The sequence below is a fragment of the Gordonia zhenghanii genome (assembly GCF_021738965.1).
Classification (GTDB): Bacteria; Actinomycetota; Actinomycetes; order Mycobacteriales; family Mycobacteriaceae; genus Gordonia; species Gordonia zhenghanii.
The window spans coordinates 469,367-490,871 of record NZ_JAKKOQ010000001.1 but is presented as its reverse complement, the minus strand read 5'-3'; the positions used below and the strand labels follow the sequence as shown (position 1 = coordinate 490,871).

19 protein-coding genes are annotated in these 21,505 nt (G+C 66.7%); 5 read left to right on the top strand and 14 right to left on the bottom strand.

Going from position 1 to position 21,505, the window contains the following annotated elements:
* The first annotated feature begins 21 nt into the window (after positions 1 to 21).
* The gene (locus L5G32_RS02130) at positions 22 to 837 is read left to right on the top strand and encodes a hypothetical protein (protein WP_237009352.1); all 816 of its coding nucleotides are present in this window, start codon (positions 22 to 24) and stop codon (positions 835 to 837) included.
* Here the strand turns inward: L5G32_RS02130 and L5G32_RS02125 are convergent.
* From L5G32_RS02125 to L5G32_RS02090, 7 genes are all read right to left on the bottom strand, one after another.
* Positions 806 to 1,603, bottom strand: coding sequence for an ABC transporter ATP-binding protein (locus L5G32_RS02125; RefSeq protein WP_237009351.1), 798 nt, complete (start codon positions 1,601 to 1,603; stop codon positions 806 to 808). The genes L5G32_RS02130 and L5G32_RS02125 overlap by 32 nt on opposite strands.
* Positions 1,600 to 2,607 carry a FecCD family ABC transporter permease gene (locus L5G32_RS02120; RefSeq protein WP_237009350.1) on the bottom strand — a complete coding sequence of 336 codons (1,008 nt, stop codon included), beginning with the start codon at positions 2,605 to 2,607 and terminating at the stop codon, positions 1,600 to 1,602. The genes L5G32_RS02125 and L5G32_RS02120 overlap by 4 nt, the downstream gene beginning before the upstream one ends.
* A gap of 26 nt (positions 2,608 to 2,633) precedes the next feature.
* Positions 2,634 to 3,854: an ABC transporter substrate-binding protein gene (locus L5G32_RS02115; RefSeq protein ID WP_237009349.1), complete on the bottom strand. Its 1,221-nt coding sequence runs from the start codon at positions 3,852 to 3,854 to the stop codon at positions 2,634 to 2,636.
* Positions 3,821 to 5,872: a prolyl oligopeptidase family serine peptidase gene (locus tag L5G32_RS02110; protein ID WP_308192004.1), complete on the bottom strand. Its 2,052-nt coding sequence runs from the start codon at positions 5,870 to 5,872 to the stop codon at positions 3,821 to 3,823. Before L5G32_RS02110 ends, L5G32_RS02115 begins: the two co-directional genes overlap by 34 nt.
* 356 nt (positions 5,873 to 6,228) lie before the next feature.
* Positions 6,229 to 7,638: an MFS transporter gene (locus tag L5G32_RS02100; protein ID WP_237009347.1), complete on the bottom strand. Its 1,410-nt coding sequence runs from the start codon at positions 7,636 to 7,638 to the stop codon at positions 6,229 to 6,231.
* Between the two features lie 163 nt (positions 7,639 to 7,801).
* Positions 7,802 to 9,052: an NADH:flavin oxidoreductase gene (locus L5G32_RS02095; protein WP_237009346.1), complete on the bottom strand. Its 1,251-nt coding sequence runs from the start codon at positions 9,050 to 9,052 to the stop codon at positions 7,802 to 7,804.
* A gap of 29 nt (positions 9,053 to 9,081) precedes the next feature.
* Positions 9,082 to 9,669 carry a TetR/AcrR family transcriptional regulator gene (locus L5G32_RS02090; protein WP_237009345.1) on the bottom strand — a complete coding sequence of 196 codons (588 nt, stop codon included), beginning with the start codon at positions 9,667 to 9,669 and terminating at the stop codon, positions 9,082 to 9,084.
* 103 nt (positions 9,670 to 9,772) lie between these two features.
* On the opposite strand from L5G32_RS02090, the gene lpdA reads away from it, so the two are divergent.
* The gene (lpdA, locus tag L5G32_RS02085; protein ID WP_237009344.1) at positions 9,773 to 11,158 is read left to right on the top strand and encodes a dihydrolipoyl dehydrogenase; all 1,386 of its coding nucleotides are present in this window, start codon (positions 9,773 to 9,775) and stop codon (positions 11,156 to 11,158) included.
* 47 nt (positions 11,159 to 11,205) lie between these two features.
* Here lpdA and L5G32_RS02080 read toward each other — a convergent pair whose 3' ends face one another.
* Genes L5G32_RS02080 through L5G32_RS02070 form a run of 3 tightly spaced genes read right to left on the bottom strand, consistent with a single transcriptional unit; the run spans position 11,206 to position 14,884 of the window.
* A complete protein-coding gene (locus L5G32_RS02080; RefSeq protein ID WP_237009343.1) occupies positions 11,206 to 12,495 on the bottom strand; it encodes a threonine/serine exporter family protein in 1,290 nt (429 codons plus the stop codon).
* Between the two features lie 32 nt (positions 12,496 to 12,527).
* A complete protein-coding gene (locus L5G32_RS02075; protein ID WP_237009342.1) occupies positions 12,528 to 13,646 on the bottom strand; it encodes a linear amide C-N hydrolase in 1,119 nt (372 codons plus the stop codon).
* Positions 13,646 to 14,884 (bottom strand): metal-dependent hydrolase family protein, encoded by a 1,239-nt coding sequence (locus L5G32_RS02070; protein ID WP_237009341.1) that lies wholly within the window; start codon positions 14,882 to 14,884, stop codon positions 13,646 to 13,648. The genes L5G32_RS02075 and L5G32_RS02070 overlap by 1 nt, the downstream gene beginning before the upstream one ends.
* Positions 14,885 to 15,045: 161 nt before the next feature.
* On the opposite strand from L5G32_RS02070, the gene L5G32_RS02065 reads away from it, so the two are divergent.
* Positions 15,046 to 15,879, top strand: a complete 834-nt coding sequence (locus L5G32_RS02065) for a DNA-3-methyladenine glycosylase family protein (protein WP_237009622.1) — start codon at positions 15,046 to 15,048, stop codon at positions 15,877 to 15,879.
* Positions 15,880 to 15,891: 12 nt separating this feature from the next.
* On the opposite strand, the gene L5G32_RS02060 is transcribed toward L5G32_RS02065, so the two are convergent.
* The 4 genes from L5G32_RS02060 to ramB are packed head-to-tail and all read right to left on the bottom strand — an operon-like array spanning position 15,892 to position 18,890.
* On the bottom strand, positions 15,892 to 16,221 hold the full coding sequence (locus L5G32_RS02060) for a cupin domain-containing protein (protein ID WP_237009340.1): 330 nt from the start codon (positions 16,219 to 16,221) through the stop codon (positions 15,892 to 15,894).
* Positions 16,218 to 16,868 (bottom strand): class I SAM-dependent methyltransferase, encoded by a 651-nt coding sequence (locus tag L5G32_RS02055; RefSeq protein WP_237009339.1) that lies wholly within the window; start codon positions 16,866 to 16,868, stop codon positions 16,218 to 16,220. The genes L5G32_RS02060 and L5G32_RS02055 overlap by 4 nt, the downstream gene beginning before the upstream one ends.
* Entirely contained in the window at positions 16,865 to 17,410 is a 546-nt protein-coding gene (locus L5G32_RS02050) for a carboxymuconolactone decarboxylase family protein (protein WP_237009338.1), read from the bottom strand. Before L5G32_RS02050 ends, L5G32_RS02055 begins: the two co-directional genes overlap by 4 nt.
* A 55-nt stretch (positions 17,411 to 17,465) precedes the next feature.
* Positions 17,466 to 18,890 (bottom strand): acetate metabolism transcriptional regulator RamB, encoded by a 1,425-nt coding sequence (gene ramB, locus L5G32_RS02045; protein WP_237009337.1) that lies wholly within the window; start codon positions 18,888 to 18,890, stop codon positions 17,466 to 17,468.
* A 78-nt stretch (positions 18,891 to 18,968) separates the two neighbouring features.
* Between ramB and L5G32_RS02040 the strand changes: the two genes are divergently transcribed.
* On the top strand, positions 18,969 to 19,718 hold the full coding sequence (locus L5G32_RS02040; RefSeq protein WP_237009336.1) for a hypothetical protein: 750 nt from the start codon (positions 18,969 to 18,971) through the stop codon (positions 19,716 to 19,718).
* Between the two features lie 359 nt (positions 19,719 to 20,077).
* Entirely contained in the window at positions 20,078 to 21,370 is a 1,293-nt protein-coding gene (aceA, locus tag L5G32_RS02035; RefSeq protein ID WP_237009335.1) for an isocitrate lyase, read from the top strand.
* Positions 21,371 to 21,505: the final 135 nt, after the last annotated feature.

Genomic DNA, 21,505 nt, shown 5'->3' with positions numbered 1-21,505 from the left:
GTCTCCGGTAACCTCGGCGGGGTGCGAAGTGTTGCCTCCGGACTGTTCACCGTCATTGCGATGATCGCCGTGATCGTCGCCGTGCCCAGCATGTGGGTGTCGCAGCGAGTGGTCTCGGCTGACGGGTTCACGGCGTCGGCAGGTGCCGCCGCACGCAACGCCGAGGTGCAGGACTACTTCACGCAGAAGATCACCGCGTCCGTCGAAGACCAGACCAGCATTCCGCTGGCGGGGGCCGTCGTGGAGCCGCTCGCCCGTGACTACACGCGCAGCGACGGATTCGTGCAGGACTTCCAGGACATCGCGCGGCAGCAGCACGACTGGCTGTTCACCGCGCCGGGACCGGACACGGACACCCACGTCATGGATGTGAACGTCACACCGATGGTCAACCGGGTGCTCGCGTCGGCGAGTCTGCCGGTCCCGGTGTCCGTCGACCGGCCCATCTACATCGGCATCGACCAACACCGGTTGACCGCCGGATCGATGGAGTCGACGGGCGACCTGGTGACGTCCACGTCGTGGATCTCGGTGATCGTCGCGATCGTCGCCGCCGCTCTCGCGTTGCTCACCGCGAACCGGCGGAGCACCGTCCTCGCCTGGCTGGGCGTCGGCGTCCTCCTCGCGGCCGCGGGCGCCTACGCGATCGCGCAGTACATCCGCTCGCTCGCAGGCGAGAAGGCGGCCGACACCGACGAGGCTGCTCGTCGAACAGTCGAAGTGGTCGCCGACGGGGTCTCGTCCGACTTGGTGACCGTCTCCCTGGTCGTGGGTGCGGCCGGAGCCCTCGTCGTGGTCGCCGGACTCATTGTGCGTGGGGTCGCCGGTCGTCGATGACGAAGGCGAACTGATCGGCGTCGAAGCGGAGTCGGCCACGGTCGAACGCGGCGGACACCGAGCCGTCGCGGGCGAGTTCCGCAGGCGAACCGGTGTCCATGTCGCCGTCGCCGCGCAGCAGCCAGACCTCGTCGGACAGCCGCATCACCAACTCGAGTTCGTGCGAGGACATGAGGACGGCGATCGACTGCTCGCGCGCGAGAGCCGCCAGCAGGTCGAGGAACTCGACGCGCGACGGGGCGTCGAGATGCGACGTCGGCTCGTCGAGCACCAGTAGTTCCGGCTCCTGGGCGAGCGCCCGGGCGGCGAGGACACGTTGACGTTCGCCGTCGGACAGGTCGTGGAACGGCCGGTCGGCGAGATGGCTCGCGCGGACCGCGTCCAGTGCGTCGCCGGTCCGGGCCCGGTCGCTGGCGGACATGCGTCCGGTCGGCGACAGATAGGGGGTGCGGCCGAGCGCAGCCACGTCGTACGCGGTCAGTCGTCCAGGATCGACGGCGTCGGTGGTGACGACGGCGATGCGTCGCGCGAGCGTCGCCGCCGGAAGCGACGAGACCTCGGTGCCGTCGGCGAGAGCCGCCGTCCCCGACAGTGGCGGCTGCAGTCCGCACACGGTGCGCAGCAGCGTCGACTTGCCCGCCCCGTTCGGTCCGATCAGCGAGGTGAGGCGCCCGGTCTCCGCGGTCGCACACAGGTCGGACGCGACAGTCCGTCCGCGACGGCCACGGTAGCCGATCGTGAGATCGCGGAGTGCGAGTCCGGTCATACGATGCCTCCCTCTTTGCGTCCGCGCAGCAGCACGGTGATCACGACGGGTGCGCCGATGACGGCGGTGACGGCGTTGAGCGGCAACGACATCTGTTCGCCCGGCAGGTCGGCGAGGGTTCCGCACCATACGGCGAGGGTGGCTCCGACGAGTGCACAGCCGGGGATCAACGGTCGGTGGTCCGATGTCCGCAGCAGGCCGCGAACGAGGTGCGGAATCACGAGTCCGAGGAATCCGACGGGCCCGCAGAACGCGGTGACCACCCCGGTCAGCAGAGCGGCCGCCAGCAGAGTGACCGTGCGCGCCACCCGCAGGTCGACGCCCATCGAGCGCGCATAGCCCTCGCCGAGGAGGAGCGCGTTGAGTTGGCGGACAGTGAAGAACGCGGCCGCGATGGTCGCGGCGACGATCGGCGCGGCCACGGCGAGGTCGCTCCACGACGCGGACGAGAACGTGCCGAGACCCCAGATCATGTACTTCTGCACCGCGTTCGGGTCGGCGTACACGATGAGGACGGAGACCAGGGCTCCGGTGACCGATCCGAGCATCACCCCGATCAACAGCAGGGTGACGGCATTGCGTACCCACACCGCGAGCAGGAGGATCACCGCGAGAACGGCTGCCGCACCCGCCGCGGCCGCGAGCACGATGCCGAGGCGGCCCCAACCGGCGAGCACCCCGACGAACGCCGGGCCACTCGCGCCGCCGGCGAGCGCGACGACCGCGACGCCGAGACTGGCGCCCGAGTTCGCCCCGAGGATGTAGGGGTCGGCCAACGCGTTCCGGAACAGGGTCTGCATCTGCAGACCTGCGACACCGAGGGCGGCGCCCGCCATCGCCGACGTCGCGATACGCGGCAGGCGGACGAGTCGGAGGATGGCGTCGTGACCGTCGTCGGCGGCAGCGCCGCCGGTCAACACATCGAAGACGTCGGCGAGCGGGACGACGACCGCACCGATGGAGGCCGTCGCCAACACCGATGCGACGGCCACGACGATCAGCACCGTCCACACGGTCCGCCGCGTAAGGGTCACTGTGCGGGCAGTTGCCGGTAGAACGCGAAGTCGTGGTCGGGGAACAGCTCAGGATGCAGGACGGCGGCGACGTCGCCCAGGACGAGGTCGGGTCGCAGGACGCCGCGCTCGAAGTAGTCGTTGCCGCCGGTCTCGCTGACCGCCTTGGTCGAGTTCCACGCCTGCTTCGCAGGCTGTGCGAACACGCGGTACCGCTCGTCCTGCTGATACAGCTCGGCGAGCGAGTTGACCGTCATGTCCGACAGAATCCAGGCGTCGGCGTTCCGCGACCGGTCGATGACCGACTCGATGGACAGGCGTGCCGACCCCGTCGACTGATCGCCTGCCCACGGGTACTCGCCGTGAGCGTCGCGAATGATGCGCCCGAAGTAACTCCCGCCCGCGGCCATCGTCCACGCGCCGTTCTCGATGCCGCCGAGCAGCACGTCGGTCTTCGGCGCGTTCGCGACCTTCGTCGCGACCGCGTTGTAGTCGCGCTTCACTTCGTCGAACACGTCGGCGGCCTTCTTCTCACGTCCGGTGAGGGCGGCGAAGAACTTGATCCACTCGGCGCGACCCAACGGTCCGTTCTCCAGCCAGTCGGCGTCGGACAGGACCGTGACCCCGGCCTGCCGGAGCTTGGCGAGCGACGCGTCCTCGTAGCCGTCGGAGACCAGGACGTCGGGACGCGCGGCGATCACGCGCTCCACGTTCGGGACGCCGGCGTCCGCATACTGTTTCACCTGTCCGGCGTCGATGCGCGAACGGATCTCCGGCGTCGACACGTAGTCGGCGGAACTGACGCCGGTCACCGTGTCGGCGGCGCCCAACGCGGCCATCGCGGGAAGATGCGTCGTCGACCCCGAATACATGGTGCGGATCGGGACCTGGACCTGAGGTGCGTCGGCGAGCGCACCGTCGAGTCTCGGGGCAGGCGCACCGCAGCGGACCAGGACATACGACACGGGCGCGGCGCCCGCCATCGGTTCCTTGACCGTCATGACCTGGTACGACTTGTGGTATTCGATGCTCAGGCCGGAAGCGTCGGTGATCGTCGACTTGTTCGGGAAGTAGTCGGTGTTCGCATCGAATTCGGTGATGCAGTCGCGGTCGGCGCCCGCGTCGTTCGACGCCGCACTCGAACACGCGCCGACCCCGAGTGGGACGACGAGCAGACAGGCGACCGCCACTGCGCGAAGACGGTTCACACCGAGCCTCGCGCGCCGACTGTCTGCCATAGGAACTCGTACGCCAGGGCCTCCTTGAAGGCCGACTGCTTGTTGTCCGCGGCGCCGCCGTGGCCGCCTTCGATGTTCTCGTAGTACCGGACCCGGTGTCCGGTCTCCTCCAACCGCGCCGTGAACTTGCGAGCGTGGCCGGGATGGACTCGATCGTCGCGCGTCGACGTCGTCACCAGGAGTTCGGGGTACTCGACGTCGGCGCGGACTCGCTGATAGGGCGAGTGCTTCGACATGAACTTCCAGTCGGACGGGTCGTCGGGATCGCCGTACTCGGCCATCCACGACGCGCCTGCCAGCAGCAGGTGATAGCGCCGCATGTCGATCAGCGGGACCTGGCAGACGAGTGCGCCGAACAGTTCCGGGTAGTTCGTCGTCATGACACCCATCAACAGCCCGCCGTTGGAGCCGCCGCGAGCAGCGAGCGTCTGCGGTGTCGTCAGACCGCGTGCGACGAGGTCGCGGGCGATGGCCGCGAAGTCTTCGTACACGAGGTGGCGGCCGGCCTTCTGGGCCTGGGTGTGCCACGTCGGACCGTACTCGCCGCCGCCCCGGATGTTCGCGTACACGAAGGTCCCGCCGCGCGCGATCCAATTGCGACCCGTCACTCCCAGATAGCCGGGGGTCAACGAGTTCTCGAATCCGCCGTATCCGTAGAGGAGGGTCGGCCCGGTCGTCACGTCGTCGCGTTTGACGACGAAATAGGGGACGTCGGCTCCGTCGTCGGAGGTCACGAAGAACTGTTCGGCGACGACGTTCGCCGCGTCGAAGTGCTCGGGCGACGACTTGATCGGCGCCACGCCGGTCGTGGCGTCGCCGTACAGCAGCGACGGCGCCTGGGTGAACGAACTGGACGACAGCCAGATCTCGTCGCTGTGCTCGGGATCGACGTCGAGGACGCCGACGGTCGCCAACTCGGGGACGCCCGCGAGCTCGGCAGGCTCCCACGTGTCGATCTCGAATGTCTGCAGCCGGGTCGCGACGTCGTGCAACGTCGTCAGGACGAGCCGCGAGCGGGTGAACGCGTAGTCCTGCAGGCTCGTGTGCTCGTCCGGTTCGAAGAGCACGCGGTGGGTGCGATCGCCCGCCTGGAAAGCGGGGTAGTCGAACACGATCAGCGATCCCGGGGCGCGCTCGACGCCGCCGACGGTCCACGGGGACTTCGGCGACACCATCAGATGGTTGTGATGCACGGCGTGCGACGCGTCGGACGGGACATCGATGGAGACGAGTTCGTCGTCGACGATCTCGAAGTCGTCACTGTTGTAGAAGTCCGTCGCCCGGTACACGAAGTGGCGCTCGTAGCCCGGCGTCGGATCGAAGCCCGCCCCGATCGCGACGTCGGCGACGCTCCCGGTGAACACCGTCTGCGCGTCGGCGAGGTCGGTGCCGCGTCTCCACCGTTTCACCACGCGCGGGTACCCGGACGACGTCCACGAGCCCTCGCCGTCGGGCTGTTCGCCGAACTCGGTGCCCACGTACACGGTGTCGCGATCGATCCACGAGACGTTCGATTTGTTCTCCGGCAGCGCGAAGCCGCCGTCGACCCAGTCGCGGGACGCGACGTCGAACTCGCGGACCACGGTCGCGTCGGCTCCGCCGCGCGACAGCGAGACCAGTGCGCGCTCGTAGTCGGGTCGCAACATGGACGCCCCAGCCCACACCCAGTTCTCGCCCTCCGCGTCGCGCAGGGCGTCGACGTCGATCAGCACGTCCCACTCGGGTGAATTCGCGCGGTACTGCTCGAGCGTCGTCCGCCGCCACAGGCCGTACGGATGCGCCGCGTCCCGCCAGAAGTTGTAGAGATACTCCCCGCGACGCCGCACGTACGGGATTCGGTCGTCGGTGTCGAGTATCTCGAGCGTGTCCGCCTGCATCTGCGTGAACCGCTCCGAGCCGGTCAACTCGTCGACGGTCGGGGCGTTGTGGGCGCGCACCCAGTCGAGCGCCTCGTCGCTGTCTATCTGTTCGAGCCACAGGTGCGGGTCGTTCGTGTTCGCATCGGTCACCGGATCCACGTTACGTGCGGAGTGCTGCGGTGAACGGCATAGGGCCGATGCTGCGTCGATATGCTTGTCTGCGGTGAGACCGGCCGCACATCTGGAGGATCAGTTCGTCTATGGGCTCGCCGCTGCCCGCTTCCAGCGCCCGGACGTTGCACCGATCGGTGAACTCCCCGAGGCGGGGGAGTCCGATCGGCTCGAGTTCAAATCGACGGCGCGGATCAACCTGCGTACCGGTGAGAAGGACGTGCGGATGGAGCACGTGATCGCCAAGACCGTCTCGGCGTTCCTCAACAGCGACGGCGGAACCCTGCGCGCAGGCGAATGCCGTGGTTCGGTTCGGCGGCGGGTGAGACCTGCGGCAGCGGGCACTAGCCCGTCGTCTTCGCGAGTTCGACCTCGGTCTCCGGGCCTGCGTGCTGCTCGGGGATGTCGGTGCCGCGCAGCGACGCGCCCGCAGTCTCCTTGAGGAAGGCGAGGGCGACCATGCCGACCACGCAGGCGAGCATCATGTACAACGCCGGGAACTCGAGCCAGCCGGTGCTCTCGACTACGGACTCGTTCACGAGCGGGGCGGTGCCGCCGAACGCAGCGGTCGACACGTTGTACGCGATCGCGAAGCCTGCGTAGCGAACGTGCGTCGGGAACATCGCCGGGAACGTCGCCGAGATCGTGGAGAGCTGCGGCAGGTACAACAGGCCGAGGATCAGGAATCCGATGATCGCCCACGCCAGTCCCTGACCCATCAGCCAGTACATCGGAAGTGCGAAGACGAACAGCCCGATCAGCGACGTCCACCACATGGGTTTGCGGCCGACCTTGTCGGACAGCGCTCCGAAGAACGGGATGAGCGCCATCATCGCGACCTGCCCGATGAGGATCACGATCGAGCCCTGCGTCTCGTCCATGCCGAGCGTGTTCTTCAGATAGTCCGGCTGGTAGGCCAACAGCGTGTACTGCGTGACGTTGAGAGCCACGACCATGCCGAACATGATGACGATCGGCTTCCAGTAGTCGACGATGGTCGTCTTGAGCTGCCCGAGCATCGACGGCTCGTCGATGTGCTTGTCGTGAGCTTCCTTGCTGCGCTCGTTGTCGACCTCGGTGAACACCGGGGAGTCGTCGAGCTGGGACCGCAGGTACAGGCCGACCAGGCCGAGTGGCAGTGCGAACAGGAACGGGACACGCCAACCCCAGGTCGCCATGTCGTCGGTGTCCAGCAAGATGTTGTGGTCCGCGAGCGTGGTCATGATCAACACGAAGCCGGTACCGGCCGACAGACCTGCGAGGGTGCCGAACTCCAGGAAGCTGCCCAGCTTGCCGCGTTTGTTGTCCGGCGCGTACTCGGCCATGAAGGTCGCCGCGCCGCCGTACTCGCCGCCCGTGGAGAAGCCTTGCACCACGCGCAGCAGGATCAGCAGAACCGGGGCCCAGACACCGACGGAGGCGTGCGTCGGCAGCACACCGATCAGCGCCGTGGCCACCGAGATCAGCAGGATCGTCATGGCGAGAACGGCCTTGCGGCCCAGCCTGTCGCCGATCGGACCCCAGACGAAGCCGCCGAGCGGCCGCAGCACGAATGACACGGCGAAACCGAGCATCGTGCCGATCCCGCCCATCTCCCCGGGGAAGAAGGCATCGGTGAGATATGTGGTGGTCGCGGCGTAGACGCCGTAGTCGTACCACTCGGTCGCGTTACCGATCGCCGACCCTGTGATCGCCTTGCGAATGGCTTTGGGACTGGGTGCGGCGAAGTCTTGGGTTGCTGGCGCGTCTGCCATCGTGCCTCCGATACGTAGCCGACCCGGCGAATGCGAAACTCTGCCGGGCCGGTGAGGCTTCTCAGCCGGTAGACAATCGAGGGTCGTTCCCCCCGAACGGACTAAGTAATCCGTAGCACTATTGGCGCGGGAGTGAAACTCGAACCCCGCAAACCCAGGTCGTCTATTCGGATGAACCTGCAGGTGACAGGGGATCCGGAACTTCTCCGTCACGAATTGGGCAACGCGTCTTCGAGTAGATGGTCGGCATGCACAGATTGCAGTGCACGCATCGGGACGTCGTCGACGGATCGTTCTGGATCATCAGCGGCAGATCGGGTTCGCGCAGCAGTGCGCGACCCATCGCGACGAAGTCGAATCCCTCGTCGAGAGCGGTCTGCATCGACGACCGGTCGGTGACGCCGCCGAGGAGGATCAACGGCATCGACACCGCCTTGCGGAGTTCCTGCGCCAAGGGCAGCAGGTAGGCGTCCCGATACGGGTAGTGCTTGAGGAACACGGGAGCCGCAGCCTTGAGGCCGACGCGCATCACGCCGTCGAACGCCGCCGCGAACTCGGTCCGTGGCGCCTCACCGTGGAACAGGTACATCGGGTTGAGCAACGAGCTGCCCGCGGTCGGCTCGATGGCGTCGAGGAATCCGTCAGCCTCGAACAGACGGGCCGTCTCGCAGGCCTGGTCGACGTTGAGTCCGCTCCACGGGTGGCCGCCCCTGCCGACGCCGGGCTTCCCGACCCCGTCGAACATGCTGAGCTTGGCCCACACCGCGGCTTGATCGCCGACGGCCTCGCGCACGGCTTCGATGACCTCGCGGGCCAGCCGCGCGCGCCCTTCGACGGTGCGGCCGTAGTTGTCCTGTCGATGATTCAACAGGGGCGACAGAAACGAGCTGAGGAGATAGTTGTGGCCGCAGTGAATCTCGATCGCGTCGAAGCCGCAGTCGACGGCCAGACGCGCCGCGTCCGCGAACTGGCGGGTCAACGTCGCGATCGAGTCGGCGTCCATCCGTCGGGTCAGTGCCATGCCCATCGGCGCGGGGATGCGTCCCGGCCCGAGCGCGGCGGCACGGTTGGAAATCGAGTTCGCGACGGGTCCGGCGTGGCCGAACTGTGCGGCGGCCAACGCGCCTCCGCCGTGGATCGCGTCGGTGAGTCGCCGGAGGCCGTCGGCCGCCTCGGGGCGCAGGTAGATCTGGTGGCGGTCCGTGCGTCCCTCCGGGCTCACAGCGCAGTACGCGACCGTGCTGATCCCGACTCCTCCCGCGGCGACCTCCCGATGGAACTCGATGAGGTCGTCGCTCACCAGAGCGTCGGGGGTGCGACCTTCGAACGTCGCACATTTGATGAGCCGGTTACGGGGAGTGATCGGCCCCAGCGTGGCGGGGGCGAACGGATCGGTGGTGGACAGGGGAGACATGGGCTGGTGTTTCCTTCGGTTCGGGCTGATCAGTCGGTCGGGGCAGTTGCGAGCGGGGCAGTCGAGAGCGGGGCGCTCAGGCCCGCGGTGAGGAAGTCGCCGAGTGCGTCGACGGCGGCGACGCTCGGTGGAGTCGGCGCGGAGAGCTCGGTCATCAGGATCGCGAACGCGAACCGCCACCGACGGCGAGCGGTGGCGTCGTCGACCCCGGTCGCCGACGTGAGAATGGCCACCCAAGCCTGGGTCTGGAACCAGGTGGCGGTCCACGGCAGGTCGGGGCGCGCCAGGACGAAACGGCCGAGCAGTTTGAGCAGCGATGCGGCGACGGGGTCGTCCCTAAGTCGGGCGAGTGGGGCGAGAATCGCGTCGACGATCTCGCGGACGGTGGCGCGGCCGTGGGCCAACTCGTCGAGGGCTGCGGCCCAGAACGGTTCCAGCCGGTCTTGGAGTAGCGCTGTCACCAGGGCTTCTCGGGAGCCGAAGTGATAGTGGACGGCTGCTGGGTTCACGCCGGCCTGAGCGCAGACCGCGCGCAGCCGCAGATCCTCGTATGGCGTGGTGGTGAGCAGTTGCTCGGCGGCGTCGAGGAGTCGGGTGCGCGTCACGTCTGTCGCCATGACGTGAAGTGAACCACTAATCAATCGTTGATTCAAACATTGATTGAAAATGTCCATCACGGACACGCGTCGCGACCTGACGACGCGCGTTAGGCTTGACGTCGTGGCTGAACATTTTGAAACAGTTGTCCTCGGTGGTGGCCCTGGTGGGTATGTGGCCGCGATCCGGTCCTCCCAACTCGGCAAGAAGACTGCCGTCATCGAAGAGAAGTGGTGGGGCGGTGTCTGTCTGAACGTGGGCTGTATCCCGTCCAAGGCACTGCTCCGCAACGCGGAACTCGCGCACGTCTTCAATCACGAAGCGAAGACCTTCGGGATCAGCGGAGACGTGTCGTTCGACTTCGGTGCAGCGTTCGATCGCAGTCGGACCGTGTCCGACGGCATCGTCAAGGGCGTCCACTTCCTGATGAAGAAGAACAAGATCACCGAGATCGACGGCTACGGGACGTTCGTCGACGCCAAGACCATCAGGGTCGGCGACCGCGAGATCACGTTCGACGACGTCATCATCGACACCGGCTCCACCGTCAAACTCCTGCCCGGTGTCGAATTGAGCGAGAACGTCGTCACCTACGAGACCCAGATCATGACGCGGGACCTCCCGAGGTCGATCGTGATCGTCGGCGCGGGCGCCATCGGCATGGAGTTCGGCTACGTGCTGGCCAACTACGGCGTCGACGTCACCATCGTCGAGTTCATGCCTCGTATCCTGCCGAACGAGGACGCCGACGTCTCCAAGGAGATGACCAAGGCGTACAAGAAGCTCGGCATCAAACTGATGACCGGCACCGGCGTGCAGACCATCGACGACCAGGGCAGCCAGGTGGTCGTGTCTTATAAGGACGCCAAGGGCAACGACGGCAGTCTGACCGTCGACAAGGTCCTCATGTCGGTCGGATTCGCACCGCGCGTCGAAGGCTTCGGCCTGGAGAAGACCGGCGTCGAACTCACCGACCGCGGAGCCATCGCCATCGACGACCGGATGCGGACCAACGTCGACGGCATCTACGCGATCGGCGACGTCACCGCCAAGCTGCAGCTCGCGCACGTCGCCGAAGCCCAGGGCGTCGTCGCCGCCGAGACCATCTCAGGCGCCGAGACCATGCCGCTCGGCGACTACCGGATGATGCCGCGCGCCACGTTCTGCCAGCCGCAGGTCGCGTCCTTCGGTCTCACCGAAGAGCAAGCGAAGGCCGAAGGCTACGACGTCAAGGTCACCAAGTTCCCGTTCTCGGCCAACGGCAAGGCGCAGGGCCTCGGAGCTCCGGCAGGCTTCGTCAAACTGATCACCGACGGCGCCGACGACGAGTTGATCGGCGGCCACCTGGTCGGCGACAACGTCTCCGAGATGCTGCCCGAGCTGACCCTCGCGCAGAAGTGGGACCTGACCGCCAAAGAACTGGCGCGCAACGTCCACACCCACCCGACCATGAGCGAAGCGCTGCAGGAGACCTTCCACGGCGCGATCGGTCACATGATCAACCTGTAAAGAACACCCAGACCCCGTTCGGCCCAGACCCCGTTCGGCGACGCTCCTCATCGGTGGCGGTTGCCGGACGGGGCTCGGTGGTTCGGGGTTCTGCGCAATCGCGGCAGTCGCCCCGTGATCAGAGGCGCGATCACGCTCGCGATCATCATCGAGACCGCCATGCTGAGCAACGACAGCGCAGCATTGGTCCCGAGGCTTCCCAACTGTTGGTCGGCGGTGATGGCCCCGCTGACGGCGACGAACCCCAATGACCCGGGGACCATGAGCCAGAAGGTGGGGAGGAACATCGACAGCACACTCGGACGGCTCTTCACGTGGGCGTTGATCGCCCACGCGACTAACAGGGCGGCGCCGACCGCGACACCGCCTGCGAACGCCGACTGCATGACCTTGGCCAAGGCGATGTTGAGCCAGAAGCTGCCGATCGAGAGGCCGATCACCCAGAACCACAGGGATCGCGGGGTGCAGAAGTACAACATCGCTCCGATCGCGAACACCGGTGCGGACAAGGCCAGAACCCACGAGGGCGCCTGTGAGTTCGTGAGGTCTTGTAGATCGGCCGACGTGATCCCTGCGATGTCGATCGCCAACGCCAGCCCGAATGCCATGGATAACAGAATCACGAGTGCGTACACCAGCCGGGACGTCCCGGCGACCATGTCGCCCGCCGTGATCTCGATCAGCCCGGTGGCCAGGGCGGCTCCGGGAATGAGCGTCACGACAGGGATCACGGCGAGTCGAACAGGGTCTTCCAGGCCGCCGTGTACCGCCCAGAGTGTGATGGCTAACGCGGAAACGAAGGTCAGCAGCACCGGCATGAGTGCGGCAAGCGTTCCCTTGACGTGCCCCCAGAGTATGACGCCTGCCAACGGGATCGAGACGGCGACGGCGGCGATCGTCGCGGTGACGCTCATGCGGAAACAGAACGCGAAGCCCAACGCCATCAACGCATAGCCTGCAGCGCGTAGGACGGTGTTCACCGGTGGCGGTGAGTCCGCGATCTTCTGCAATGCGTCGATCGCGGCGCGAGGCGAGAGCTCGCCGTGACGAACCTGGTGCACGATGCTCTCGGTGTCGGCGATCTGATCGAACCGGTAGATGGGCCCGGTGTTCGTGATCTGGATCTGGTTCGCGTCGCGGTCGAGCACGATGAGATAGTTCGCGAACACCTGCGCCGCGATGTCGGTGTCGTACGCCGCGCAGATCTCCTGGAGCACTTGGGTGGTCCGCGGTACCGGATAGGACGAGCGGTTGAGGGCGTTACCGACTTCGGTGACCAGGGTCAGCATCTCGTTCTCGTCGGCAGGACCTAGGTGATCGGGTAAAGCGTGGGACATCGCTACTTTCTTCAGGACCCGTCGCCGTGCGGCTATTCGGCGTCGACGACTGCGACCAGCTTCTTCTCGACGAGCTCGTGAATCTCGCGGACACGACGTTCCGCGGACTTCACGCTGCTACGCGACTTGGTCGCCTCTACGACGGCTTCACCGATGAGCTCGGCCTGTTTGATCGAGACGATGTGGAACCTGTGATGCTTGCGGAAATGGGCGTGGACTTCACCTGCGATACCGCCCTGGACCGCGAGTTCGCTCAGGAGGTCGAGCTTGGCCTCCCCGGAGCCCTCGGCGAAGTCGAGATCGGCCAGGTCGACCCACACCAAGTTGGGGGTGGTCGTCGATTCGAACGCGTACCGGAGGTTCGTCAGGTCGATCACGACCTGCCACAGCGTCTGAGACGCGTCCGGCTTGCCCGGCTCCGGATTGCGGAACGGCTGCGCACAGTTCCGAATGATGCTCATCATGGCGGCCATCGCCTGGACCTGTGACGTCGGTGTCGGTTGGTCGTTGACGTAGTACAACGCGCGGGCGAACCGATCGGCCGCGAGACACGTACCCGGCAGGGGGTCGTCACCGCCCAGCCCCTGGTACTTGCGCACCAACTCGAGTTGTTTGTCGTAGGTCGGCGAGTTCGTCATCACCAGGTGATCCCGGCTGTGGAAGATCCTCAACTCCCCGTCGATGTACTCGAAGATCGCCGAGTCTCCGGTCGCGTCGTCGAGGGCGAGGTGGAGCGCAGGCTTGCTCTTGCCCGTCGGGTCGGCCATCGGAACGACCTGGGGGTTGTGCTCGTTCGACCACGCGACGGCCTTGTCGACCGTCATGAAGTTGTCGAGATAGAACTGCAGCCACACCGACATCGCGAGTTGGGTGCGCGAGGACGACGGCGTGCCGTAGTCCGACTCGGCCAACCAGAGGATGTGGCCTGCGAGCCCCTTCTCGTTGAGGCCGTCGGTCGACAGGATGTCGTAGACGCCTGCGACGACGCTGCCGTACTTGGCAGTCCACGTGAACGCGCCGTCGACACGGTCGTCACGTTTGACGCCGCGCGGAAGCTTCCAGAGGTTGGTGTGGAGATTCTGGTGGAAGTCCATGTTCCGGCCGACGATGACCGAACCGTCGGCGTCCGGCCAGAGGACACGAGTGCACATCAGATCGTGTAGGCCCCGCGGTTGCTGGCGGCCTTTCCCTCCTTGAGTACGAGCAGGATGTTGTCTTTGTCGGCGAGCGAGTCGATGTCGGTGGTCGGATCGCCCTTCACGACGACGACGTCGGCGAGCTTGCCGGCTTCGAGGGTGCCGAGGGTCTCGGCGACATCGCAGAGCTCCGCCGAGGTCTTGGTGCCCGCGACGATCGCCTGCATCGGGGTCATGCCGCCGAACTTCACCAGGCAGCCGAGTTCGCCGAGCGTGTCGCCGTGGTCGGGGACCAGACCGGCGTCGGTGCCGACGGCGACCTTGATTCCGGCCTCGACGGAGGCCTGGATCGACTCGTGAGCCAGTGCATGCCATTTGCTGCTCTTCGCGACGGCCTGCGGGGTCGCGGTGTCGGGTTTGAGTGTCTCGATGAGCGTCGGCACGAGGAACTGGCCGCGCTCGACCATCTCGGTCCGCAACTCGTCGGTGAGTGCATAGCCGTGCTCGACGCTCTGCACTCCGCCCTGAATCGCAGCCTGGATGCCTGCGAGACCGATCGCGTGCGCGGCGACCTTGCGGCCGCCGTAGTTGTGCGCCTCCTCGACGAGCGCGGCGACGATCTCGGTGCGGGCGCCCAACCAATCGGGATCGTCGGACGGTGAAGTGACGCCGCCGCTCGAGGCGATCTTGAGGACGTCGACGCCCTCACGCAGCAGCGCGCGAGCCTCCTTGCGTGCCTCATCGACGGAGTCGACGATCACCCCGCCGATCAATCCCGTGCCGTCCAGCCCGGACGGGATGTGGAAGTCAGCGTGGCCGCCCGTCTGGCTGAACATCTTGTCGGCGACCAGGAGGCGCGGGCCCTCGACGAGCCCGTGCTTGACGGCGTCGCGCACCCCGACGTCGACGCCCATCAGGTCCCGGACCGTGGTGACGCCCGCGGCGACCGTCGTCTTCAGGCGTCCGATGAGCTCGAAGAAGCGATACGACTCGGGCACCATCGCAGCCATGATGGGCGAGCCCTTGGTGCCGGGAAGCGACAAGTGGACGTGGCAGTCGAAGAAACCCGGCGTCACGGTGTTGCCGCCGACGTCGACGCGGACGGGATTCGTCGACTCGTCGATCTGCGGGGCTCCGGCGGAAGGCCCTGCGTAGGTGATCTTTCCGTCATCGATCACGAGAACGGCGTCGGGGACGGCGTCGGCGCCGGTTCCGTCGATCAAGCGGGCGTTGTGCAGAATTTTTGTCGTCACACAGCAAGTGTGTTTCTCGCCGCCCGTCGATAGAACCGTTCAGACCGATGTGGCATGGAAACGATGCCCTCTGGCGCAAGACGACGCCTCTGGTCTCGCTCCGGCACAATGGCACGGTGACCGTTGCGCACCGTCGATGGGCGTGCCCCGAGGCGACTCGGATGACAGCCGTCCTCGGAGTGCATCGGCGTGGTGCCGGGGACCCGGCGTATCGGGTCGCGCCCGACGGTTCGATCTGGCGCTCCGTCCACACTCCGGACGGGCCGGGCACGGTGACGGTGGCCCGCACCGGTGGACAGATCACGGCTCGCGCCTGGGGCGCGGGAGCGCAGTGGCTCCTCGAGCGGGCGCCCGACATGCTGGGCGCCGCCGACCGACCGGAGGATCTGAGCGTCGACGACCCGGTCCTCGCGCGGCTCGTCGCCCGCGCTCCGGGGCTGCGCATCGGTCGCACGAGTCGCGTCTGGGAGGCGCTCGTCGCGTCCATCCTGGAGCAGAAGGTGACCGGCACCGAGGCCTACCGAGGCTGGCGATACCTGCTCGGCCGTTACGGTGAGCCCGCGCCGGGACCGGTGCCGCCGGACATGCGAGTGCCGCCGCCCCGCGAGGTCTGGCGCGACATCACCGAATCCGACTGGCATCGAAGCGGCATCGAGCCGGTCCGGATGAGGACGGTCCGGGCGGCGGCACTCGTCGACGTCGAGTCGAAGGCCGACGTCCTGACCGCGCTGCGCGGTGTCGGCGAGTGGACGGCCGCGCACACCCGGATCCGCGCGCTCGGCGACCCGGACGCGGTTCCCGTCGGCGACTATCACACGCCGTCGGTGGTGGGGACCGCACTGATCGGCGAGCGGATCGACGATGGGCGCATGCTCGAACTGCTCGAGCCCTACCGCGGTCAGCGATACCGGGTGATCCGACTGTGCGAGGTGGCTAGCGGTATGCCGGAGCGGCGCGGTCCACGGATGTCGACCCGGGACTACCGGGCGTTCTAAGAAGCCGGAGCTCTAGCTGCCGTGCACGATCACCAACGTGACGGTCCCATCGGTCTCCGCATGCAGTGAATGCGGAGTGCGGGCGTCGACTCGGACCGCTGATCCGGGTTCCAGACGGACCGTGTGTCCGTCGACGGTGAAGTCGATCGCGCCGGTCTGTCCGAGCACCAGGATCGGGTGGGCGGCGAGATGCTCGGCCATCACCTGGCCCGCGCGGAACGCCAACCGCACGACGGTCTCCGAGTCGCTGCGGTTGATGCGTTTGATGGCGGGCCGGTCGCCTTCCCCGTCGGGGTTCGGATCGGCGAGACCGGTGAGGTGAGTGAATACAGGGTTCGTCATGACGGGACTTTCGGTGTTCGGGCGTGGACGTACTGGCCGACGCCGGTGACTGTCTGTTCGAGGTGTTCGAGCCCGAGTGATCGCAGCCGGTCGACCAACTCGTGCAGGTCGAAGATTCGGAGACCGGCGAGTCCGGCCGCCAGCGCCCCGCCGGGCAGTGTTGCGACCGAGCTCCGCGCCGACGCGAAGACGATGATCTCGCCGCCGGGTGCACACACTCGAGCCATCTCGTCGAGGACCGGCAGCGGGTCCGGAATCAAGTAGAGAGCGGCCAGACACAGGACGGTGTCGAAGGAGTCGTCGGCGAACGGCAGGCGGTGGGCGTCACCGCGCACGAACGTCACTCGCTCGGCGCGGTGGTCGTGGCCTGCTCGGGCGAGCATGGCCGCGGAGTAGTCGATGCCGATGTACCGGCCGTCGCCGGTGAGGCCGCGTGCCGCGTCGTCGCTGTAGTTACCCGGACCGCAGGCCACGTCGAGGACGTGACGTTCGCCGGGGCGGGCGAGGTAGGCACGCAGGGCTCGGTCGTAGTCGGCGGTGCCCGACCCGCCGAGGCTGAAGCCGCGAGTGAAGAGCGGTCGCCAGGCCTTCTCGTAGACCAGAGAGAACGCCGGGTTGCCCATCATGCGTTGGGCGAAGCCCGTCAACGGCTCGACGCGAACTCGTCGCGTTGCACGCGCAGAACGCCGATCGTGGTGGCGAGGGAGTCGTACTGGCCGACGAGAAGGACGAACGCGACGGCCTGACGCTCGGTGAGATGTCTGCGGAGCGAGTCCCACGTCGTGTCCGACAGGTCGCGGTCGGCGACGAGTTCGTCGGCGGCGAGCAGCAGCGTTCGTTCGCGGTCGCCCCATCCCGCGTCCGGGCCTTCGACGATGTCGGCGAAGGCTGCGTCGTCGATTCCGGCCCTGGCTCCGAGGCGGCGGTGGTGATCGAGTTCGTACTCGCATTCACGCCGGTGGGCGACGCGGATGATGATCATCTCCGTCTCCCGCCGAGACAGTTCGCCGAACGGCATCATGCGGGACGAGTAGTGCAGCCAGCCGCGGAACAGGCCTTTGCTGCGGCCGAGCGTGGCGAAGATGTGGGCGTTGTCGGTGCCGGTCGCGATCGACATGGCCCGCACCACCAGCCAGTTGATCGGGCCGAGGTCGCCGAAGGCTCCGGGTGAGACGCGAGGTGTGCTCATGTCTCGACCGTAGTCCAGGATCGGATTCCAGGGCCCGGCTCAGGACATCGTGCGCTCAGGACATCGTGTATGGGGAGACGGTGCTGCGGTGCTCGTCGATGTTGAGCGTCGAGCCCAGGGGAGGGAATGCGCGCTGCGGACAGTTGCGACGGTCGCAGACGCGGCAGCCCGCGCCGATCGGCGTCCTCGCCGCATCGGCTCCGATCTCGACGCCGTCCGAGTAGATGACGCGGTTGGCGTGCCGCAGTTCGCAGCCCATGCCGATCGCGAAGGTCTTTCCGGGTTGGCCGTACCGTGCGGCGCGGCGCTCGACGGTGCGGGACACCCAGAAGTAGTCGCGGCCGTCGGGCATCTCGGTGATCTGCGTGAGGATCTTGCCCGGGGAGGTGAACGACTCGTACACGTTCCACAGCGGGCAGGTGCCGCCGCTGGAGGAGAAGTTGAAGCCCGTCGCCGACTGCCGTTTGGACATGTTGCCTGCCCGGTCGACCCGGACGAACGTCCACGGGACGCCGCGCAGGTTCGGACGCTGCAGCGTCGACAGCCGATGACAGATGGTCTCGTAAGAGACGGCGTAGAACGCCGACAGTCGTTCGATGTCGTAGCGGAACTCCTCGGCGGCCCCGTGGAACTGCGCGTACGGCAGTACCGCGGCCGCAGCGAAGTAGTTCGCCAGCCCCTGGCGGGCCAGCGCCGCCGCGTCGTCGCTGGAGAATCCGCCGCCCTCGACGAGTTCGGTGATGAGGTCGTCGAACTCCAGATAGGCGAGTTCGGCTGCCACTTTGAATCCGCGTTGACCGGCGCCCAGAGCAGCCGAGAACTCGAGTTGCCGACGCTCGGGGTCGAAGCGGTGCAGCACGTTGTCGCCGAGATCGACGCGCCGCACGATGCGGACGCCGTGGACGTCCTCGAGGCGCGCGGTGAGCTCGGCGCGCAGATCCGCCGAGTGCATCCGCATGCGTGAGGTCAGGTTCTCGGCGGCCTCGTCGAGTTCGTGGACGTAGTTGCGGCGTTGATAGAAGAAGTTGCGGACTTCCTCATGCGGTGCGGAGATCGCTCCCCGGCCACCGTGGTCGCCTCGTCCGGCGGTCGCGGCGGCCAACTGCTCGGACACCACCCGGTACCGGCTGTACATCCCGACGAGGGCCTCGGCGATCACGCGGTGGGAGCTGACCATCGTGGAGACCTCGTTGGCGTCGCTTGCCGCGGGATCGAAGTCGAGGTCCTCGTCCAGGAGCGCCTCCCGTAGTTCGGCCACCAGGCGCACATCGTCCTGCGGATCGAAGAAGCCGATGTCGATACCGAAGATCTCGGTGATCCGGGCCAGCACCGGGGCGGTGAGCGGGCGGGTGTCGTGCTCGATCTGATTCAGGTACGACGCCGAGATGCCCAGTGTCGACGCCATCGTCAACTGAGAGAGACCGCGTTCGGCGCGCAGTCTGCGTAGTCGTGCACCGACGTACATCTTGTTGCCGCTCATGCCGGGACGTTTCCCACCTGTCTGCCTGCCTGTCCGTTGGTCTCCACTCGCGCCGCCCGCACCCGGTACCGTGACCGCGTGCGCAGCAGATCCTCCATCACGCCCACCATCATGGCGGTAGTCGTCGCCGGTGTCGCGGCGACTCTTCTCGCCGGATGCGGTGCGGGCGAGCCCGTCGGAGTCGGAACGACCCTCGCTGGCCGTCTCCTGCCCAGCGACCAACTGCCCACGGGCTTCACCGCGGTGCCGTACCAAGTGGACGACATGATCGCCGCGAACCGGTCGACGCTCGAACAGGCGGCGAAGGTCGGGTTCGAGCCCGAGCAGTGTCGGCCGACGGCGGACGCCGCGTTCACCCCGCACCTGACTGAGGACAACACGGTGCTGCTCGCCGCGCAGGCGGACGGCGGGACGCTTACCGAACTCGTCAGCACGGTGCGCCGCAGTGTCGACGCCGATCGTCGGGACACGAGCGGTCCCTGCCGGGTCGTGACGTCGACGCCGACGACCGGCTTCCTCGCCGGCGCGCGCATCGTCAACACGGCGACAGAACTGCCCGCCCCGTACGACGACTCGTTGCGTGAGTCGGTGGAGCAGTCGTACCTCCTGCGCACCGACTCGGTGACCACGCTGGCCGACGGATCGGTCCGGTCCCGCAGCACGTATCTGGCGAACGTGCTCGTGCAGGCGCCCGCAGGCGTCTTCACCGTGCAAGTCGGTGCGGGTTCCAACGACGCGCCCGGAACGGCTCGGAGCGAGCCGCCGATCACCGAGGAGACCTTCGCGGGACTCGTGCGGTCCGCCGTCGAGCGAGCTTCGCAGCGGTAGATCCCTACTGGCAAGTAGGTGATATCCATCACAGTGCCGTAAGGTTGTGGCGGATGCCGGGGGCGAGTAGGCGGGACATGGTCGGCGAGTGTGTCGGAATCGGCCGCGCTGTTTTCCCAGTACGCGCGTACTTTTTTGTTGCATGGGACGACTTGCTGCACCAATTTATATTCGCAAGATTTGCAAAATCTGACAATAGGGTGCCTGAACTTAACACTGGAATGGTCTGGACCAGGACGTTTCGTCTGTGGCAACCTCGTGTCAGGCATCGCCTCAAGGTGTGAGTCGGTTCGCAACTGATGATCGCCAAGACCGAAAGCAGACACTGCGAAGTCGCAGTTCTAACGAAAGCGAAGGCTATGAGCAACGTCGGAAAGCCGCGTACCGCCGCCGAGATCCAGCAGGATTGGGACACCAACCCCCGCTGGAAGGGCATCAAGCGCGAGTACACCGCAGAGCAGGTCGTCGAGCTCCAGGGCTCGGTCGTCGAACAGAACACCCTCGCCAAGCGCGGCGCGGAGATCCTGTGGGACGGCGTCACTAAGGGCGACGGCAGCTACATCAACGCGCTCGGCGCGCTGACCGGCAACATGGCGGTCCAGCAGGTCCGTGCCGGCCTGAAGGCCATCTACCTCTCCGGCTGGCAGGTCGCAGGCGACGCGAACCTCTCGGGTCACACCTACCCGGACCAGTCGCTGTACCCGGCCAACTCGGTCCCGAGCGTCGTGCGTCGCATCAACAACGCGATGCTGCGCGCCGACGAGATCGCCGCAGTCGAGGGCGATGACTCGGTCGACAACTGGGTCGTCCCGATCGTCGCCGACGGCGAAGCCGGCTTCGGTGGCGCCCTCAACGTCTACGAGCTGCAGAAGTCCATGATCGCAGCGGGTGCCGCAGGCACCCACTGGGAGGACCAGCTCGCCTCGGAGAAGAAGTGCGGCCACCTCGGCGGCAAGGTGCTCATCCCGACCCAGCAGCACATCCGCACCCTGACCTCGGCGCGTCTCGCCGCCGACGTCGCGGACACCCCGACGGTCGTCATCGCCCGCACCGACGCCGAGGCTGCAACGCTGCTCACCTCGGACGTCGACGAGCGCGATCAGCCGTTCCTGGACGGCACCCGCACCGCTGAGGGCTTCTACGGCATCAAGAACGGCATCGAGCCCTGCATCGCTCGCGCCAAGGCTTACGCACCGTACGCCGACCTGATCTGGATGGAGACCGGCAAGCCCGACCTGGAGCTCGCCAAGAAGTTCGCCGAGTCGGTCAAGGCCGAGTTCCCGGACCAGCTCCTGGCCTACAACTGCTCGCCTTCCTTCAACTGGAAGCAGCACCTGGACGACGACACGATCGCCAAGTTCCAGAACGAGCTCGGCGCGATGGGCTTCACCTTCCAGTTCATCACCCTGGCAGGCTTCCATGCCCTCAACTACTCGATGTTCGATCTGGCCCACGGCTACGCCCGCAACCAGATGTCGGCCTACGTCGAGCTGCAGGAGCGCGAGTTCGCTGCTGAAGAGCGCGGTTACACTGCCACCAAGCACCAGCGTGAGGTCGGCGCGGGCTACTTCGACCGGATCGCGACCACCGTCGATCCGAACACCTCGACCGCAGCTCTCAAGGGCTCGACCGAAGAGGGCCAGTTTCACTAGGAATGGCTAGTTCACTAGGAATTGGCTAGTTCACTGGGAACTGGTTGAAGCCATGACGATCCCGGGTCGGGTGGGGCACTGCTCCGCTCGACCCGGGATCGTGTGCATTCGCAACCTTTCACACGTCAGGATCTC

What these genes read in the sequence shown, in the direction of transcription:
- ramB (WP_237009337.1), bottom strand. Translation starts at nt 18,890, where the DNA reads ATGAGCGGCAACAAGATGTACGTCGGTGCACGACTACGCAGACTGCGC.
- L5G32_RS02075 (WP_237009342.1), bottom strand. Translation starts at nt 13,646, where the DNA reads ATGTGCACTCGTGTCCTCTGGCCGGACGCCGACGGTTCGGTCATCGTC.
- L5G32_RS02095 (WP_237009346.1), bottom strand. Translation starts at nt 9,052, where the DNA reads ATGTCTCCCCTGTCCACCACCGATCCGTTCGCCCCCGCCACGCTGGGG.
- L5G32_RS02050 (WP_237009338.1), bottom strand. Translation starts at nt 17,410, where the DNA reads ATGAGCACACCTCGCGTCTCACCCGGAGCCTTCGGCGACCTCGGCCCG.
- L5G32_RS02115 (WP_237009349.1), bottom strand. Translation starts at nt 3,854, where the DNA reads ATGGCAGACAGTCGGCGCGCGAGGCTCGGTGTGAACCGTCTTCGCGCA.
- aceA (WP_237009335.1), top strand. Translation starts at nt 20,078, where the DNA reads ATGAGCAACGTCGGAAAGCCGCGTACCGCCGCCGAGATCCAGCAGGAT.
- L5G32_RS02060 (WP_237009340.1), bottom strand. Translation starts at nt 16,221, where the DNA reads ATGACGAACCCTGTATTCACTCACCTCACCGGTCTCGCCGATCCGAAC.
- L5G32_RS02125 (WP_237009351.1), bottom strand. Translation starts at nt 1,603, where the DNA reads ATGACCGGACTCGCACTCCGCGATCTCACGATCGGCTACCGTGGCCGT.
- L5G32_RS02100 (WP_237009347.1), bottom strand. Translation starts at nt 7,638, where the DNA reads ATGGCAGACGCGCCAGCAACCCAAGACTTCGCCGCACCCAGTCCCAAA.
- L5G32_RS02090 (WP_237009345.1), bottom strand. Translation starts at nt 9,669, where the DNA reads ATGGCGACAGACGTGACGCGCACCCGACTCCTCGACGCCGCCGAGCAA.
- L5G32_RS02080 (WP_237009343.1), bottom strand. Translation starts at nt 12,495, where the DNA reads ATGTCCCACGCTTTACCCGATCACCTAGGTCCTGCCGACGAGAACGAG.
- L5G32_RS02065 (WP_237009622.1), top strand. Translation starts at nt 15,046, where the DNA reads ATGACAGCCGTCCTCGGAGTGCATCGGCGTGGTGCCGGGGACCCGGCG.